The sequence below is a fragment of the Leifsonia xyli subsp. xyli str. CTCB07 genome (assembly GCF_000007665.1).
GTDB classification, from domain to species: Bacteria; Actinomycetota; Actinomycetes; order Actinomycetales; family Microbacteriaceae; genus Leifsonia; species Leifsonia xyli_C.
Genome location: NC_006087.1, coordinates 871,747 through 885,706, shown reverse-complemented (window position 1 = coordinate 885,706; position 13,960 = coordinate 871,747). Strand labels below are relative to the sequence as shown.

The window sequence follows — 13,960 nt, the reverse complement described above, 5'->3', positions numbered from 1 at the left end:
CGCGGATCGTACCCAGGGCTGATGACGCGCTCGTCCGCTGTCCGTAGGTTGGACACATGATCCATCTCGACCGCCTCACCAAGACGTTCGACCAGAAGACGGCCGTCGACGACATCACGGCGACCATCCAGCCCGGCAAGGTCACGGGCTTCCTCGGTCCGAACGGTGCCGGAAAGTCTACGACCATGCGCATGATCATGGGCCTCGACCGCCCCACCAAGGGCGCTGCCACCATCAACGGCAAACGGTACGCGGAGTTGCGCTCACCGCTGACCGAGGTCGGCGCGCTGCTCGATGCGAAAGCCGTACACACCGACCGCACCGCCTACAATCACCTGCTCGCGCTGGCCGCGACCCACGGCATCCCGAAGCGCCGCGTGGAGGAGGTGGTCGGCCTCACCGGTCTGGAGTCCGTGGCGGGCAAGCGCGTCGGCGGATTCTCGCTCGGGATGGGGCAGCGCCTCGGCATCGCCGCCGCGATGCTCGGCGATCCGGCGACGCTCATCCTCGACGAGCCGGTCAACGGCCTCGACCCGGAGGGAGTGCTCTGGGTGCGCCAGTTCGCACGGCACCTCGCCGGGCAGGGCCGGACGGTGTTCCTTTCCTCGCACCTCATGAGCGAGATGGCGCAGACGGCCGATCACATCATCGTCCTCGGCCGTGGCCGCATCCTGGCCGACGCCCCGGTCGGCGATATCCTCGCCGGAGCGACTCGCAACGCGGTCCGCGTGCGCACGCCGCAGGTCGACCAGCTCGCACACGCAATCGCCGCGCCGGACGTCACGATCACGGGAGTTGAAGCTCAGCTCATCGAGGTCACCGGCCTCTCGTCCGCCCAGATCGGCGACCTGGCCGCCGCCACCGGCGTCGTGCTCCACGAACTCACCCCCATCAGCGCCTCCCTGGAGGAGGCGTACCTCGAACTCACGCAGGACGAGGTCGAATACCACTCGGAGATCTCCCGATGACCACCACCACCGCACCCGTCCACTCCTCGCTCGGCCGTCTAAGCTTCCCGCGCGTGATCGGCTCGGAGTGGATCAAACTGCGCTCCCTCCGCTCCACGTTCTGGACCCTGGCCAGCGTCATCGTCATCGTCATCGGGTTCTCGGCGCTCCTAAGCGTCACGATCCCGTCCGCCGAGACGCTGCGCCAGCAGTTGCCGGGCACACGGCTCGACGGTTTCGTCTCGGCGGCGGCGACCACAGGCCTCACATTCGCACAGCTCGTCGTCGCCGTGCTCGGCGTGCTCGTCATCAGCGGCGAGTTCTCCACCGGGATGATCCGGTCGTCGTTCGCAGCCGTGCCCCGCCGCTTCCCGACGATCGCCGCCAAGGCGATCACGCTGTTCCTGGTCTCGTTCATCGTCGGCCTGGTGAGCTTCGCCGCCTCCTGGGCGATCGCCGCTGTGGTGATGTCGGCCAAGGGCTACCAGGCGGACCTGTTCGCCGGTTCGACGCTCTGGTCGATCCTCGGCGCGGCTGTTTACCTGGGGCTCGTCGCCGTGTTCTCCATGGGGCTCGGAACGATCCTCAAAGCCAGCGGCGGCGGGATCGCAGCGGCGGTCGGTGCCCTGTTCGTGCTACCGATCATAGCCAGCATCGTCGTCGGTCTCCTCCCGGACGCCAAGTGGCTCACCGACGCGCAGCACTACCTGATCAGCAACGCGGGGAGCGGTATGGCGGGCCTCGCCAACGATGCCCTCGAACCGTGGGCGAACGCTGTCACCGTCCTCGTCTGGACGGCCGTCTCCTTCGCCGGCGGCGCTCTCCTCCTCCAACGTCGCGACGCGTGACCCAGCCCGTGCCCGCCGAGGACACGGCCCCGGGCGGCCTCGAACTCCCGAGGCCGCCCGGGGCCGTGCGACGCTCCCTCGCGGCGCACCCGATCGCGGTCGATGCCTTCGTCGCCGCGGTCTACCTCGTCCCCGCGCTGACGATCGGCGCCGTCGCGATGATCGCGAACCCGAGCTGGCCGCTCGCCCTGCGCTTCGCCCTGGCCGCAATCGTGGGCTGCGCCCTGATCGCGCGCCGTCAGCGTCCCCGCGCCGTGTTCGCCATCGCGGCCACAGCGCTCGGCCTCAGCGTCTTCCTGGGGCGGGACGTGGGCTTCGTCCCGGCGGTGTTCGCGCTGTACGCGCTCGCGGTTTTCCGGTCGGTGCGCTCGGCGTGGATCGGCTACGCCATCACCGCAGCCATCACCCTCCTGTCGCTCACCACGACCTCCCTCCTGGCCAACGCTCTCGTCTTCTACATCCCGCTGGCAGCGGATGCGACACCCTCCGCCTTCTTCGTCCTCGCGGTCTGCCTGGTCGCCGTACTCATCGGCAGCAACGTCGGCAACCGCAGGCGCTATCTGGACGCGCTCATCGACCGGGCGCGCCAGCTCGCGCACGAGCGCGACCAGCAGGCGGAGACCGCGACCGCCGCCGAACGCAGCCGCATCGCCCGGGAGATGCACGACATCGTCTCGCACAGCCTGACGGTCATGATCGCTCTCGCGGACGGCTCGGCAAGGCTCGCGGACAAGGCCCCCGCACGCTCAGCGGAGACGATGCGGATGGTCGCGGAGACCGGCCGCAGCGCGCTCGCCGATATGCGCCGCCTGCTCGGTGTGCTCCGGACTGATAGCGACGAGGATGACGCCATCGAGCCGCAGCCCGGTGTAAGTGAGCTGAACGAGCTGGTCGAGCGGTTCCGGGCCGCGGGGCTGCCGGTCCGGATCACGATCACCGGAACACCGCCCGAAGACACCGGACAGCAGCTGACCGTCTTCCGCATCGTGCAGGAAGCGCTCACGAATGCGCTGCGCTATGCGTCGCTGGCCACCTCCGTGACGGTGGTCATCGACATCGGCGACCGCATCCGCATCACCATCGAGGACGATGCGACGGTCCACGACAGCGACGGCCGCGGCTCGGGCAGCGGACTACTCGGCCTCCGCGAGCGCGTCGCGCTCTACGGCGGCACTCTGGAGGCCGGCCCCCGCCGGGGCGGGGGCTGGCGTCTCAGCGCGAGCTTCGACACCATTCCCGTACGACCCCGCACCGAGGAGACAGCTCCGTGACCGATCAGCGCCCGCTGCGCATCCTGCTCGCCGACGACCAGGCGCTGGTGCGCCTGGGTTTCCGCATGGTGCTGGAGGCGGAACCCGGCCTCTGCGTCGTCGGTGAGGCCATCGACGGCGTCGAGGCGGTGCGGCTGGCCGTGGAGACCCGGCCCGATGTCATCCTGATGGATGTGCGGATGCCCGCGCTGGACGGGATCGAGGCCACACGGCGCATCGTGGCTGCCAACCCGGAAGCGCGGATCATCATTCTGACGACCTTCGACCTCGACGAGTACGCCTTCGGCGGACTGCGCGCCGGCGCGAGCGGTTTCCTCCTGAAAGACGCCCGGCCAGACGATTTGACGGCGGCGATCCGCGCCGTGGCCGCGGGCGACGCGGCCGTCTCCGGCCGCGTGACCCGGGCCATGCTGGAGCTGTTCGCCGACCGGCTGCCCACGACGACGGAGAGCGCCGCGCCCGGCGGCGACCCAGCAGCGGCCCTCACACCCCGGGAGCGCGAGATCTTGCTGGCGATCGCGGACGGGCTGACCAATGGCGAGATCGGCGCGACATTCCACCTGACCGAGTCGACCGTGAAGACGCATGTCGGGCGTGTGCTGTCGAAACTGCACCTGCGCGACCGTGTGCATGCCGTGATCTTCGCGTATGACAACGGTCTCATCGACTGCTGAGACCCAGCGAGCGTCACAGCGGAGGCGACTAGGATTCTTCGGGTATGAGTGAGAATCTCTGGACGGAATTGGGAAACTGGGCCGCTGCTGCCGGCGGGAACATCCTGCACGCTGTGCTGATCGTCGTCGGTGCGTTCCTGCTCAGCTGGGTGCTTCGCGTGGTGATCCGCCGTGTCGTCAAGCAGATCGTGAGCGGGGTGAAGAAGGGCCAGAACGTCACCGACACGCAGGCTCTCGTGGCGTCGCCGCTGGCCACCGTGCGGCTCGTCCAGCGGACTCGGACCCTGGGTTCGGTGCTCAGCAACATCGTGAACGTCACCATCGGGATCGTCACCATCATCCTGGTCGTGCAGGTCTTCGCCTCCGAAATCCTCACCTCTTTCGCCCTCCTCACCGCCGCGATCGGCGCCGGCCTCGGTTTCGGGGCGCAGAACATCGTCAAGGACGTGCTGAACGGCCTGTTCATGGTCATGGAGGATCAGCTCGGCGTCGGAGATGTGGTCGACCTCGGAAGCGCCACCGGCGTGGTCGAGGCGGTCGGCGTCCGCATCACACAGGTGCGCGATGTTAACGGCACCCTCTGGTTCGTCCGGAACGGCGAGATCCTGCGCGTGGGCAACATGTCGCAGGGCTGGTCGCGCGTGATCGTGGATGTCGCAGTGCCTTACGACACGGATATCGAAGCGGTGCAGAGCAAACTGATGGAAGCGGCGACCGCCCTGACGGCCAGCCCGCGCTGGCGCTCCCGCGTTCTCGATAAGCCCGAGCTCTGGGGGCTGGAGTCGATCTCCGCCGACGCGATGGTGGTCCGCATCGTGCTCAAGACACGCACCACCGCGAAAGACGATGTCTCGAGAGAGCTTCGCTCGCGGCTGAAGCGTGCTGTGGACGAACTCGGCGTCAAACTGCCGTCGCTCTCCGCCGTCGTGCTGAGCGGGTTCGACGGAGCGGGCAGCGTCGACGGCGCCAAGCCGCCCAGAACGCGGCCGACCCCGACTGTCCAGCCCCCGCCGCTCAAGGGGCGGAAGTCTCGCGCAGCCGCCAAACGCGGGGCAGGATCGGTGCCGGACCCGGGCGCGATCCGCATCCGGCCAGCAGCCGAGAATCCGCCAGCCGCGAAACCGGCTACACCGAAACCCGCCGACAAGCCCGCCATCCCACCGCGCGCACCGCAGGCTCCCCCGTCCGGCCCCGGAACCGACCATCCCACGGAGTGATATGACTGGCATCCCCGTCGGGCCGCCTGCCGGCCCGACGTTCTTCGAGCAGGCCGGCGGTCACGACACCTTCCGCCGTCTGGTCGATGCGTTCTACCGCGGCGTCGCCGCCGACCCGGTGCTGAGGCCGATGTATCCGGAGGAGGATCTCGAACCGGCCGCCGAACGACTGACACTGTTTCTGGAGCAGTACTGGGGCGGTCCCGCCGCATACAGCGAACAACGCGGCCATCCGCGTCTGCGGATGCGCCATCTGCCCTTCCGGGTGAATCCTGACGCACGCGACCGCTGGCTCATGAACATGCGCGCCGCCGTCCTCGAACTTGCCCTTCCGCCGCTCCAGGAGGAGACCCTCTGGAGCTATCTGGAGCGCGCGGCGTTCGCCATGGTCAACACCTTCGAGGAGTAGACCCCGCGGCACCCGGCTGCCTCGTCGCCGGCGACGGACTCGCCGGTTCCGGCACGCTGGAAGGGGAGGGCAATCGGCACGACATCCCGCGATGTGACGGGAAACAAAGGGGATCCTGCCCAAGCATGGGGACTGTCAGAAGAACGGTGTGGGGGGTCCGGCGGTTTTCATGAGTGGCGGTTCTTGCGAGCTGTCCGGCGAGGGTGGTCGCGAACGCGTTGAGCGCGGGCTTCTCTCTCATTACCCAGCGTGCCCGGCCACCGCCGGTGGGGTCATGATCTCCCCGGTCACAGGGTCAAAAGTCCCGTCATCCAACAGCTCGGTCGTATCAGCCACAGCCGTCTCCTCTCGGATCAGACCGAACCTCACACACCGTTCTCCTGACGGACCCTTCGTTCACCGCAAGCGGGCGGCGTGTGCCGGGCCCGCCGCGGGAGTTTTGCGTCAGCCCACTTTGTGCAGCCAGATGACGGAGGTATCGTCGTGCGCGTGCCGGAAAGGCTCTAGCTCGTCGTCCCACGCCTGCCCGAGCGCCAGCCGCAGTTCGCGGTGCAGCTCGAGCGGGTTGCTGCCGGCGATCTCCATCGCAGAGCGGACTCGGTCTTCGGGGACGACGGTATTGCCTGCCGTATCGGTCTGAGCGAAGAAGACGCCGAGATCGGGCGTGTGCATCCAGCGTCCACCGTCGGCGCCGAGACCGGCATCCTCGGTCACCTCGTAGCGGAGGTGTTCCCAGCCTCGGAGCGCCGTCGCGAGAAGCGCGCCTGTTCCGGAGGGGCCATCCCAGAAGAACTCGGTCCGCTGGCTGCCCTTCAACACCGGTTGCTGCTCCCAGGTGAAATTGACGGCACGACCGAGAGAGCGACCCACCGCCCATTCGATATGGGGGCAGAGCGCACTGGGAGAGGAATGCACGTAAAGAATTCCTCGGGATGCACGAGCTGTCATGATTTCCTCCGTTCGTCGGTGCGTCTTCCCCTACGACCAGGAACGGGAGCCATGACAGGTATGAAGTTGGCTACGCCCATTGTGCCGGAAAACGCAGGCGAGTTACAAGAATGTGTTTCGGCGATCCCACCGACGCTGTGGAAAGCGAATAACATACCGAGTATGTCGGTGCAGTTCGGCTTTCTCGCGATCCTGACCCAGGGCCCCGCCTACGGCTCGCAGCTCCAGAGTGAGTTCCTGCTCCGCGCGGCTCATCGCCGCCAGCTGAACGCCGGGCAGGTGTACTCGACCCTCGAGCGGATGGTGCGCCAGGGTCTCGTCCGGCCGGACGGGAAGACAGAAGACGGTCTTCCGCTCTACGCCCTGACGGACGCAGGCAGCGCCCAAGCCCATACCTGGCTGACCGGAGGGTCCCTCAATGCGCGGCCGGACTGGGAGGAGATGCAGGACCAAGTGCTCATCGCCTCCTCCATCGCCGGTGCGAAACCAGCGGCCGTGGTGGGCGGCTACCGGGCGGTGCTCGCCGAACGCATCCGCGGACTGAGCCATGATGCCGACTCGCGCGCGCTCCTCACGGCGAATCGGGCGGCGGAACTGGGCGCGAAGGCCGCCCTCGCCTGGCTGGACGAAGTCGCGGCCACGCTGGCCGCACACCCGGACGCGCTTGTCCAGCCGCGCAGCCCGGAGCGCCCACGGCGGGGACGCCGGCCCTCCGCTGCCACCGCGGAGCGATCGTTCCCAGCAGCCCTGCGGTAAGCGCCCGGATTGTCAGTGCAGCAGTCCGCCAGCCTTGTTCAGGACGTTCTTCTCCCCCGCCTCGATCGGCACCGCGAACCGGTTCTGCGCCGGTGGCAGCGGGCAGTTGAAGTTGTAGCTGAACGCGCAGGGCGGCAGCACCGCCAGGTTGAAGTCGAGCGTAACGGTTCCGTCGGAGTTCGGCGCGACGAAGAGGAAACGGCCGACGGCGTATGTGCTGTCGCCATTGGTGCTGTCGGCGAAGACGAGCTGGAGGGCGCGTCCCGCCTGGAAGGCGGCGAGGCTGTAATCGACGCCGTATTTGGCGAAGGCGATCTCGCCGGGGATCACCATATCGCGCGTCGCGCCGTCGTCTTTGAGGTGCTCGAAGCCGACGATCTTGCCGCCCTCGATCGGGCGGAACGCCGCTTGGACGATCCACTCGGTGTTGAAGGGGAAGGCGTCGATGGAACCGAAATCCCGGATCGCCTCGGAGTTCGCGTCCCACACCCGCAGCGCATACTCCCCCGTTTCGCTGGCGATCACGAACCCGGTGACCGTGTCACTGAAGACGATCTCTGAGGGGTTCGGGTCGTCTTTTCCGCGCACGATCGCCGAGCCGTCGACGAGTGCGCCGTCCACCGTGATGCCGTCGGCGGCCGCGGCGGTGACCCTGAGACCGGAGTGCCCGGCCGGCAGCGGAGCCCACCGTCCTGGAACGCCCCAGATCGTCTGCTCGCCGCCGGGCGCGCCGGTGATCCACTGCGTGTTCACCAGTGCCAGGTTGCCCTTCGGCGCGACGACGGCCTGCTCGCGGCGCCGACGGTAGCGGGCCAGGGTATCGCGGGGATCGGAAGCGGGGGCGGTGTCGGTCATGGTCTCCATCTTCGGGCCGATCGCGGAGTGCCACCGCCACCGACACTCGCGAATTCCGGTCGCGGCGTCATTTGGCCTCCGCGTAGCTGTCGACCACGGCCGCGGTGACGGGGAACTCGACGGGAAAACCGCCGAAGAGCAGGGTGCCGGCCCGAGCAGCGGCGGCCGACACGGCTTCGCCCACTGCTTCAGCGAGAGCGTCCGGCGTATGAACGATGACTTCGTCGTGCAAGAAGTAGACGAGGTGGGGCGCTTCGGTCAGCGGCCGTCCGGGCGCGAGCGCGGTCAGGCGGTTCCGCAGCTCGGCCATCCAGCACAGCGCCCACTCGGCCGCGCTCGCCTGCACCACGAAGTTGCGCGTGAAGCGGCCCCAGTCGCGAGCCTGCGCGCGTGCGCGGCGTTCGTCGGCGGGAGTCGACTCGGCCGTGCTGGCAGCCGACTGCGTCTCCTGCCAGGAGCCGCCCGGTCGCGGCGAACTGCGACCCAGGTGGGAAGTAACGGCTTCGCCTCTCTCCCCCGCCCGTGCAGCTTCTTCTACGAGCCGCACGGCTCGCGGGAAGGCCCGGGCGAGGCGCGGCATCAACCGGCCGCTCTCCCCCGTCGTCGCGCCGTACATCGCACCAAGCATCGCGACCTTGGCCTGTGCGCGCTCGGTCACCGCACCCGCGGAGACGATGCCCGTGTACAGGTCCTGCCCGCGGCCGGCGGCGGCCATCCTCTGATCCTGCGCGAGGCCGGTCAGGATGCGTGGTTCAAGTTGTGCGGCGTCGGCGACGACCAGCTTCCAGCCGGGATCGGCGACCACGGCGCCGCGTAATTGCTTCGGCAGTTGGAGGGCGCTGCCACCGCGCGTCGCCCAGCGTCCCGTCACCACCCCGCCCGGAACATAGTCGGGCCGGAACCGGCCATCCTGCACCCAGGATTCGAGCCAGGACCAGCCGTTCGCTGTCAGCAGCCTGGCGAGCTTCTTATAGTGCAGTAGCGGCTCGATGACTGGGTGGTCGAGCTCACGGAGCTCCCAGGAACTGGTGGAGCTCACACGGAGACCCGCGCGTTGCAGAGCCCGCAGCAGCGCGGGCGGGCTGTCGGGGTTGAGGTCGGGCGAGTCGAGGGCGGCCCGGATCTGCGCGGCCAGGTCCTCGAGCACCACGGGCCCGCCATAGGCGGGGCGAGGTCCGAGCAGATCGGTCAGAAGGGCGTCGTGCCGCTCAGCGCTGTAGGGCAGGCCGGCGAAGCGCATCTCCGCCGCGATCAGTGCGCCGACGGACTCGGCGGCCAGCAGCAGACGCAGGCGTCCGGGATTGGCGGAGGCGGCCACGGCATCCTGCTGGGCGGCGAACTCGGCGGCGGATGGTGGCTCCCGAGGGGTGGGCTGGTCCAGCTCGAAGAGCGCGGTGTGCGCGGCGGACGGCGGCTCCTCGGCTTCGATCGTGGCATCCCACGGCCCAGGTGGGGCGGTCGCGATCGCTGAGGCCGCGCTCAGTGCGCTGTGGCGGAGGATGACGTGACTCAGCCGCAGATCGGCGCAGCGTTCGACGCGGACGCCGGCGGCGAGCAGCGCAGGATACCAGGCGCGCGTTTCGCTCCAGACCCAGCGCGGGTGGTCATCCCCCCGTTCGTGGAGCCGGACGAACTCCCTCAGACCGCCGGTGTCGAGCCGCTCGGCCGGGCCGTCCTCCGGCATCGCGGCGACCAAGCCATCGGATGACCGGTCGAGGATGATGTGCATTCTCTCATTCTCACGGGTGCCGCCGACATCGGCTGGACCGCCGACGTTCACGGAGAGGAATTCGGCGCACGGCGTTGCCGGCCCCGCCGTCCGGGCGAGTCCGGTCTCCTGAGGGCTCAGCCGGTCAGCGCCATCAGCCGTGCGTGGAGCTCTGGCCACGCTGCGCCGAACCGGGGATGCAAGGGCAGCTCGGCCACCTCGGCGAGCGGCGCCCAGCGCAGTTCGATGCTTTCGACGTCCGCTATCCGCGCCTCGAACGGGCGCACGACCTCAGCCACGACCGTGGTGTACGACCAGAAACCGAGATCCAGCACACAGGTGAACAGCAGTTCAAGGGCATCCGCTGGAACAGCAGTCTCCTCTGCGGCTTCGCGCAGGGCTCCCTCCACGGCGGACTCCCCCTCGTGCCGCGCTCCTCCCGGCAAGCCCCAGGTTCCGCCGAAGTGGCTCCACTCGGCCCGGTGTTGCAGAAGCACCCCTCGGCGGGCGTCGTGAACCAGCAACCCGGCGGCGCCGAACCGGCCCCAGAACCGCTCGCCGTTCGGGCCTTCCACCCACCCATCGCCGAAGTTCACCTTCCCCACATTAGTCGGCATAGGGTGTCGACATGACGATCGAACACCGCCGCAACCTTCTCGGAAGGTGGCGCTGATGGCGGTCCGCAGCGCCGGAATCCTGCTCTATCGGCGGGGCGAGACCAGTGTCGAGGTGTGGATCGCCCACATGGGCGGGCCGTTCTGGGCGCAGAAGGACGAGGGCGGCTGGACCATCCCGAAAGGCCTTGTCGAAGACGGTGAAGACGATCTGGCAGCGGCCCGGCGGGAGTTCGCCGAGGAGATGGGCTCACCTGCGCCGGAGGCAGACTATGAACGGCTCGGCGAGTTCAAGACCTCCGGCAAGACGATCGTCGTGTTCGCGGCCGAGGCCGCGTTCGACCCGGTCGAGATCCACAGCGACACGTTCGAACTCGAGTGGCCGCCGCGCTCGGGACGTGTCCAGCGGTTCGCCGAGGTGGATGCCGCAGGATGGCACCCTGTCGAAGACGCCCGCCTCAAGCTCGCGAGGGGGCAGCGGCCGGTGCTCGACGCGCTGCTGAGGACGGGTGGCGACGCGGACCGGCTAACGCCGTCCTCGTAAATGACGAGACGGATAAAGCCAATGACCGGCTGCCATGCCTGGTGTGATCTCCGCCTCTGAACCCGATGGCCGAACATCCTCTAACCAGGAGGAAGCCGTGGAGCGCGAGGACAGGCGTCCCAGCGCCGGTCCGCGAACTCTGGCCTCCCAGTGCATCACTGGACGGTAGGGCGGACGGGATTTGAACCCGTGACCGGCGGATTATGAGTCCGATGCTCTGACCAGCTGAGCTACCGCCCCGTGCCCGCCGCTTTCGGATCGCTCCGCGCAGCGGGTTCGGAGGCCGTCTCCGTCACCGGGTCGGCCACCGGCTCTCCACGATACAGGCTTTCGAAGGTGCTGATCGTCGTTTGGACGTCGTGGGAGGCCACGATGCGCAGGGAGGCGTTCTTCAGCTCGTCGAGCTCTTCCTGCGGGAGGGTGAGGACGCTCGCCAGCTTGTCGGCGAGATCTTGCGCATCGCCGGGGCGGAACAGGTGGCCGTTTTCGCCGTCATGCACCAGATGCGGGAGCGCCATCGCGTCGGCGGCGACGACGGGAAGCCCGGAGGCCATCGCTTCCATTGTCGCGATGGACTGGAGCTCGGCGATCGAAGGCATGGCGAAAACGGTGGCTCGCGTGTAAGCCGCCCGCAGTTCCTCATCGGTGACATAACCGAGGAAAGCGACCCGATCGGCGATGCCGAGGGTCTCCGCGAGGGCTTGCAGATTCTTGAACTGGTCGCCGCCGCCGACAATCTCGAGCTTCGTGTCGAGGGCATCGGGCAGGAGCTTCACCGCTTTGAGCAGCACGTCGATCTGCTTCTCGCCGGTCACCCGGCCGACGAAGAGGATGCGGTTGGCCGTGCGCGGTGCGAAATCGGGAGTGTAGTTATGGGCGTCGATTCCGCAGGAGATCGCGTGGACGCCGCGCAGCCCCGTCGCCTTTTCGAGGAACTCGGCGGCGCGGCGGGTCGGGGTCGTGATCGACTCAGCGCGGTCGAAGCTTTTGCGGGCGTCCTTCCACGCCAGCGAGACGAACGTGTGGTGCAGGAACGTCGGCAGGCGAGTGAACTCGATGATGTTCTCGGGCATGACATGGTTGGTGGCGACGATGCGGATACCGCGCTTCTGCGCCTCATAGGCGAGCCCACGGCCGATGACGATGTGCGATTGCAGATGCACGACATCGGGTTTCACTTCGTCCAGCACGCGCCGCGCATTGGCCTTGCTGGTCCAGGGCAGAGCGAAGCGCAGCCAGTCGTGCGGGTACCAGCGCCAGCTGCGCAGCCGATGGGCGGTCAGTTTGCGGCCGACGTGCTCCTCCACCCAGGTCCCGTGGCGGCGGGAGGCCGCGGGGGCGACGATGTGGACGTCGTGACCGCGCTCGACCAGCCCGGCGGCCAGGCGCTCGGCGAAGCGGGCGGCGCCGTTGACATCCGGGGAAAAGGTATCGCAGCCCATGACGATGGTCAGCGGCTGGGGAGGCGGTCCGCTCGGTTCAGGCACGGTTGTGGTTCCTTGGGTCGTGGGCCGGGAGGGCGTCTTCGGCGATGGCCGGAGCGTTCCATCTTTCGTGGTCCCGGCCGGTTCAAGGGTCTATTCTAGGCGGCTTTCCCCGACGCCAGCCGCAGCGGCGTCGGGGATAGGCGCTTCGCCGCCCGACTGCGGATGGTGCCGCGCGAGCTGGAAGACGCCGAAGATGGCGACCGCGCCGGTGATCGCGAATCCGAGCATCGCCCACCACGGCGCCCCCGCTGTCTCGTTCAGGACGACGATGCCGATGGTGACGGCAATCATCGGGTCGATGACGGTAAGGCCGGCGATCACGAGGTCCGGCGGTCCGGAGGAGTAGGCGTTCTGCACGAAGTAGGCCCCGAGCCCGGCGGCCGCGAGCAGCGCGACGATGCAGGCGACGAGCAGCCAGTCCCACTCCCTGTTCGAGATGCGGTCGATGGCGACCTTCGCGAGCGTGGCGACGAAACCGTAGAGCACACCGGCGCCCACGATGTACATGATCGCCTTGAACCGGTACCGCAGGAACCAGAACGCGAACCCGAACAGGAGGAGCACGACGGCCAGGATGATGAGGATGACGATCAACGCTTGGCCCGTCACCGGCAGATCCTTCGCGAAGACCGCTGCGATGAGGACGAACGCGCCGACGCCCCCCACGCACAGGCCGACCGCGATGATCGACTGCTTGTTGAGCTTCACCCCGCTCACGCGAGCGTTCAGAACGCTGGTGATCACGAGCCCAACCACGCCGAGCGGCTGCACGAGGATGAGCGGTGAAAGTTTGAGGCTGACCAGCTGGAAAACGATGGCGAGTCCCAGCAGCAGCGTCCCGATCACCCAGGAGGGGCGGGCCAGCAGCAGCCCGATCTGCTTGAGAGTGAGGCCGTCGCCGGCGTTCTGCGTCTGTGCCTCCACTTTGGCCACACCGTGATGCTGCAGCTGCGCGCCGACGGAGAGGAAACACGCGCCGATGAGCGCGACCGGGATGCCCAGGAGCTGGCTGGGTTGATAGGCCAAGTCGAGCGCGTCCATCAGTTCCATACCCACCCCCCGACCCTACCGAACAGTGGGCCGATAGTCTTGCTGACATGGCTGTCCTTCCGATCCGGATCACCGGAGACCGCGTTCTCCACACCCGCGCGGACGAGGTGACCGCCTTCGACCGCGAACTGCGAACGCTTGTCGCGGAGATGTTCGACACGATGGACGAGGCCCCCGGCGTCGGTCTGGCCGGCCCCCAGGTCGGCGTGCCATTGCGCCTGTTCGTCTACGGGTGGACGGACGACGACGAGGTGCTGCACCGTGGCGTCGCGATCAACCCGGTGCTCTGGCAGAGCCCGCTCGAGACCGGCCCGCTGGATGAGGACGCGGAGTGCGAAGGCTGTCTCTCCTTTCCCGGCGAGCGTTTCCCGCTTCGGCGCGCCGAGCGTGTGATTCTGCAGGCGGTGGATCTGGAGGGTGCGCCGTTCGAGGTGCGCACCGAAGGCTGGCTGGCTCGGATCTTCCAGCACGAGTGTGACCACCTCGAGGGCGTGCTCTACGTGGATCGCCTCGGCCATCCCTTCGGCAAGCAGGCGCTGAAGACGCAGCGGAAGAACTCGTGGGGCGTCCCCGGCCTCAGCTGGCTGCCCGGGCGGGACCACCTGGAAGACTGAGCCAGCGGACCCAGGAGG

General features: G+C 68.2%; 15 protein-coding genes and 1 tRNA gene. 9 read left to right on the top strand and 7 right to left on the bottom strand.

The features are described 5' to 3' along the window. Positions 1 to 56 precede the first annotated feature (56 nt). From LXX_RS04320 to LXX_RS04295, 6 genes are read left to right on the top strand one after another with little or no spacing between them, the layout of a single operon-like run. The gene (locus LXX_RS04320; protein WP_011185768.1) at positions 57 to 968 is read left to right on the top strand and encodes an ATP-binding cassette domain-containing protein; all 912 of its coding nucleotides are present in this window, start codon (positions 57 to 59) and stop codon (positions 966 to 968) included. Beyond that, entirely contained in the window at positions 965 to 1,795 is an 831-nt protein-coding gene (locus LXX_RS04315) for an ABC transporter permease subunit (protein WP_011185767.1), read from the top strand. Before LXX_RS04320 ends, LXX_RS04315 begins: the two co-directional genes overlap by 4 nt. After that, positions 1,792 to 3,066, top strand: a complete 1,275-nt coding sequence (locus tag LXX_RS04310; RefSeq protein ID WP_081423086.1) for a sensor histidine kinase — start codon at positions 1,792 to 1,794, stop codon at positions 3,064 to 3,066. The genes LXX_RS04315 and LXX_RS04310 overlap by 4 nt, the downstream gene beginning before the upstream one ends. After that, the gene (locus LXX_RS04305; RefSeq protein WP_011185765.1) at positions 3,063 to 3,740 is read left to right on the top strand and encodes a response regulator; all 678 of its coding nucleotides are present in this window, start codon (positions 3,063 to 3,065) and stop codon (positions 3,738 to 3,740) included. The genes LXX_RS04310 and LXX_RS04305 overlap by 4 nt, the downstream gene beginning before the upstream one ends. A gap of 44 nt (positions 3,741 to 3,784) precedes the next feature. Beyond that, entirely contained in the window at positions 3,785 to 4,957 is a 1,173-nt protein-coding gene (locus LXX_RS04300) for a mechanosensitive ion channel family protein (RefSeq protein ID WP_011185764.1), read from the top strand. A 1-nt stretch (position 4,958) separates the two neighbouring features. Beyond that, positions 4,959 to 5,366 (top strand): globin, encoded by a 408-nt coding sequence (locus tag LXX_RS04295; protein ID WP_011185763.1) that lies wholly within the window; start codon positions 4,959 to 4,961, stop codon positions 5,364 to 5,366. Between the two features lie 444 nt (positions 5,367 to 5,810). Here the strand turns inward: LXX_RS04295 and LXX_RS04290 are convergent, their stop codons facing one another. Continuing rightward, positions 5,811 to 6,314, bottom strand: a complete 504-nt coding sequence (locus LXX_RS04290) for a DUF3145 domain-containing protein (protein WP_011185762.1) — start codon at positions 6,312 to 6,314, stop codon at positions 5,811 to 5,813. 162 nt (positions 6,315 to 6,476) lie between these two features. Here LXX_RS04290 and LXX_RS04285 point away from each other — a divergent pair, with 162 nt between their 5' ends. Continuing rightward, complete coding sequence (locus tag LXX_RS04285) at positions 6,477 to 7,070, top strand: PadR family transcriptional regulator (protein ID WP_041767320.1); 594 nt, start codon at positions 6,477 to 6,479, stop codon at positions 7,068 to 7,070. A gap of 12 nt (positions 7,071 to 7,082) precedes the next feature. On the opposite strand, the gene LXX_RS04280 is transcribed toward LXX_RS04285, so the two are convergent. The 3 genes from LXX_RS04280 to LXX_RS04270 all read right to left on the bottom strand — a co-directional run bounded on the left by LXX_RS04280 (position 7,083) and on the right by LXX_RS04270 (position 10,208). After that, a complete protein-coding gene (locus LXX_RS04280) occupies positions 7,083 to 7,925 on the bottom strand; it encodes a DUF1684 domain-containing protein (protein ID WP_041768209.1) in 843 nt (280 codons plus the stop codon). Between the two features lie 67 nt (positions 7,926 to 7,992). Then, positions 7,993 to 9,654 (bottom strand): bifunctional 3'-5' exonuclease/DNA polymerase, encoded by a 1,662-nt coding sequence (locus LXX_RS04275; RefSeq protein ID WP_041768208.1) that lies wholly within the window; start codon positions 9,652 to 9,654, stop codon positions 7,993 to 7,995. Positions 9,655 to 9,770: 116 nt separating this feature from the next. Further along, entirely contained in the window at positions 9,771 to 10,208 is a 438-nt protein-coding gene (locus LXX_RS04270; protein WP_223227718.1) for an NUDIX domain-containing protein, read from the bottom strand. 97 nt (positions 10,209 to 10,305) lie between these two features. On the opposite strand from LXX_RS04270, the gene LXX_RS04265 reads away from it, so the two are divergent. Then, the gene (locus tag LXX_RS04265; protein WP_011185757.1) at positions 10,306 to 10,791 is read left to right on the top strand and encodes an NUDIX domain-containing protein; all 486 of its coding nucleotides are present in this window, start codon (positions 10,306 to 10,308) and stop codon (positions 10,789 to 10,791) included. Positions 10,792 to 10,957: 166 nt separating this feature from the next. Here LXX_RS04265 and LXX_RS04260 read toward each other — a convergent pair. The 3 genes from LXX_RS04260 to LXX_RS04250 form a co-directional block, all read right to left on the bottom strand. Continuing rightward, positions 10,958 to 11,031, bottom strand: a tRNA-Ile gene (locus LXX_RS04260). Beyond that, positions 11,022 to 12,233: a glycosyltransferase gene (locus tag LXX_RS12615; RefSeq protein WP_050737990.1), complete on the bottom strand. Its 1,212-nt coding sequence runs from the start codon at positions 12,231 to 12,233 to the stop codon at positions 11,022 to 11,024. The genes LXX_RS04260 and LXX_RS12615 overlap by 10 nt, the downstream gene beginning before the upstream one ends. A 135-nt stretch (positions 12,234 to 12,368) precedes the next feature. Further along, complete coding sequence (locus tag LXX_RS04250; protein ID WP_176714822.1) at positions 12,369 to 13,328, bottom strand: DMT family transporter; 960 nt, start codon at positions 13,326 to 13,328, stop codon at positions 12,369 to 12,371. Positions 13,329 to 13,375: 47 nt separating this feature from the next. Here LXX_RS04250 and def point away from each other — a divergent pair, with 47 nt between their 5' ends. After that, complete coding sequence (gene def / locus LXX_RS04245; protein ID WP_011185754.1) at positions 13,376 to 13,942, top strand: peptide deformylase; 567 nt, start codon at positions 13,376 to 13,378, stop codon at positions 13,940 to 13,942. Positions 13,943 to 13,960: the final 18 nt, after the last annotated feature.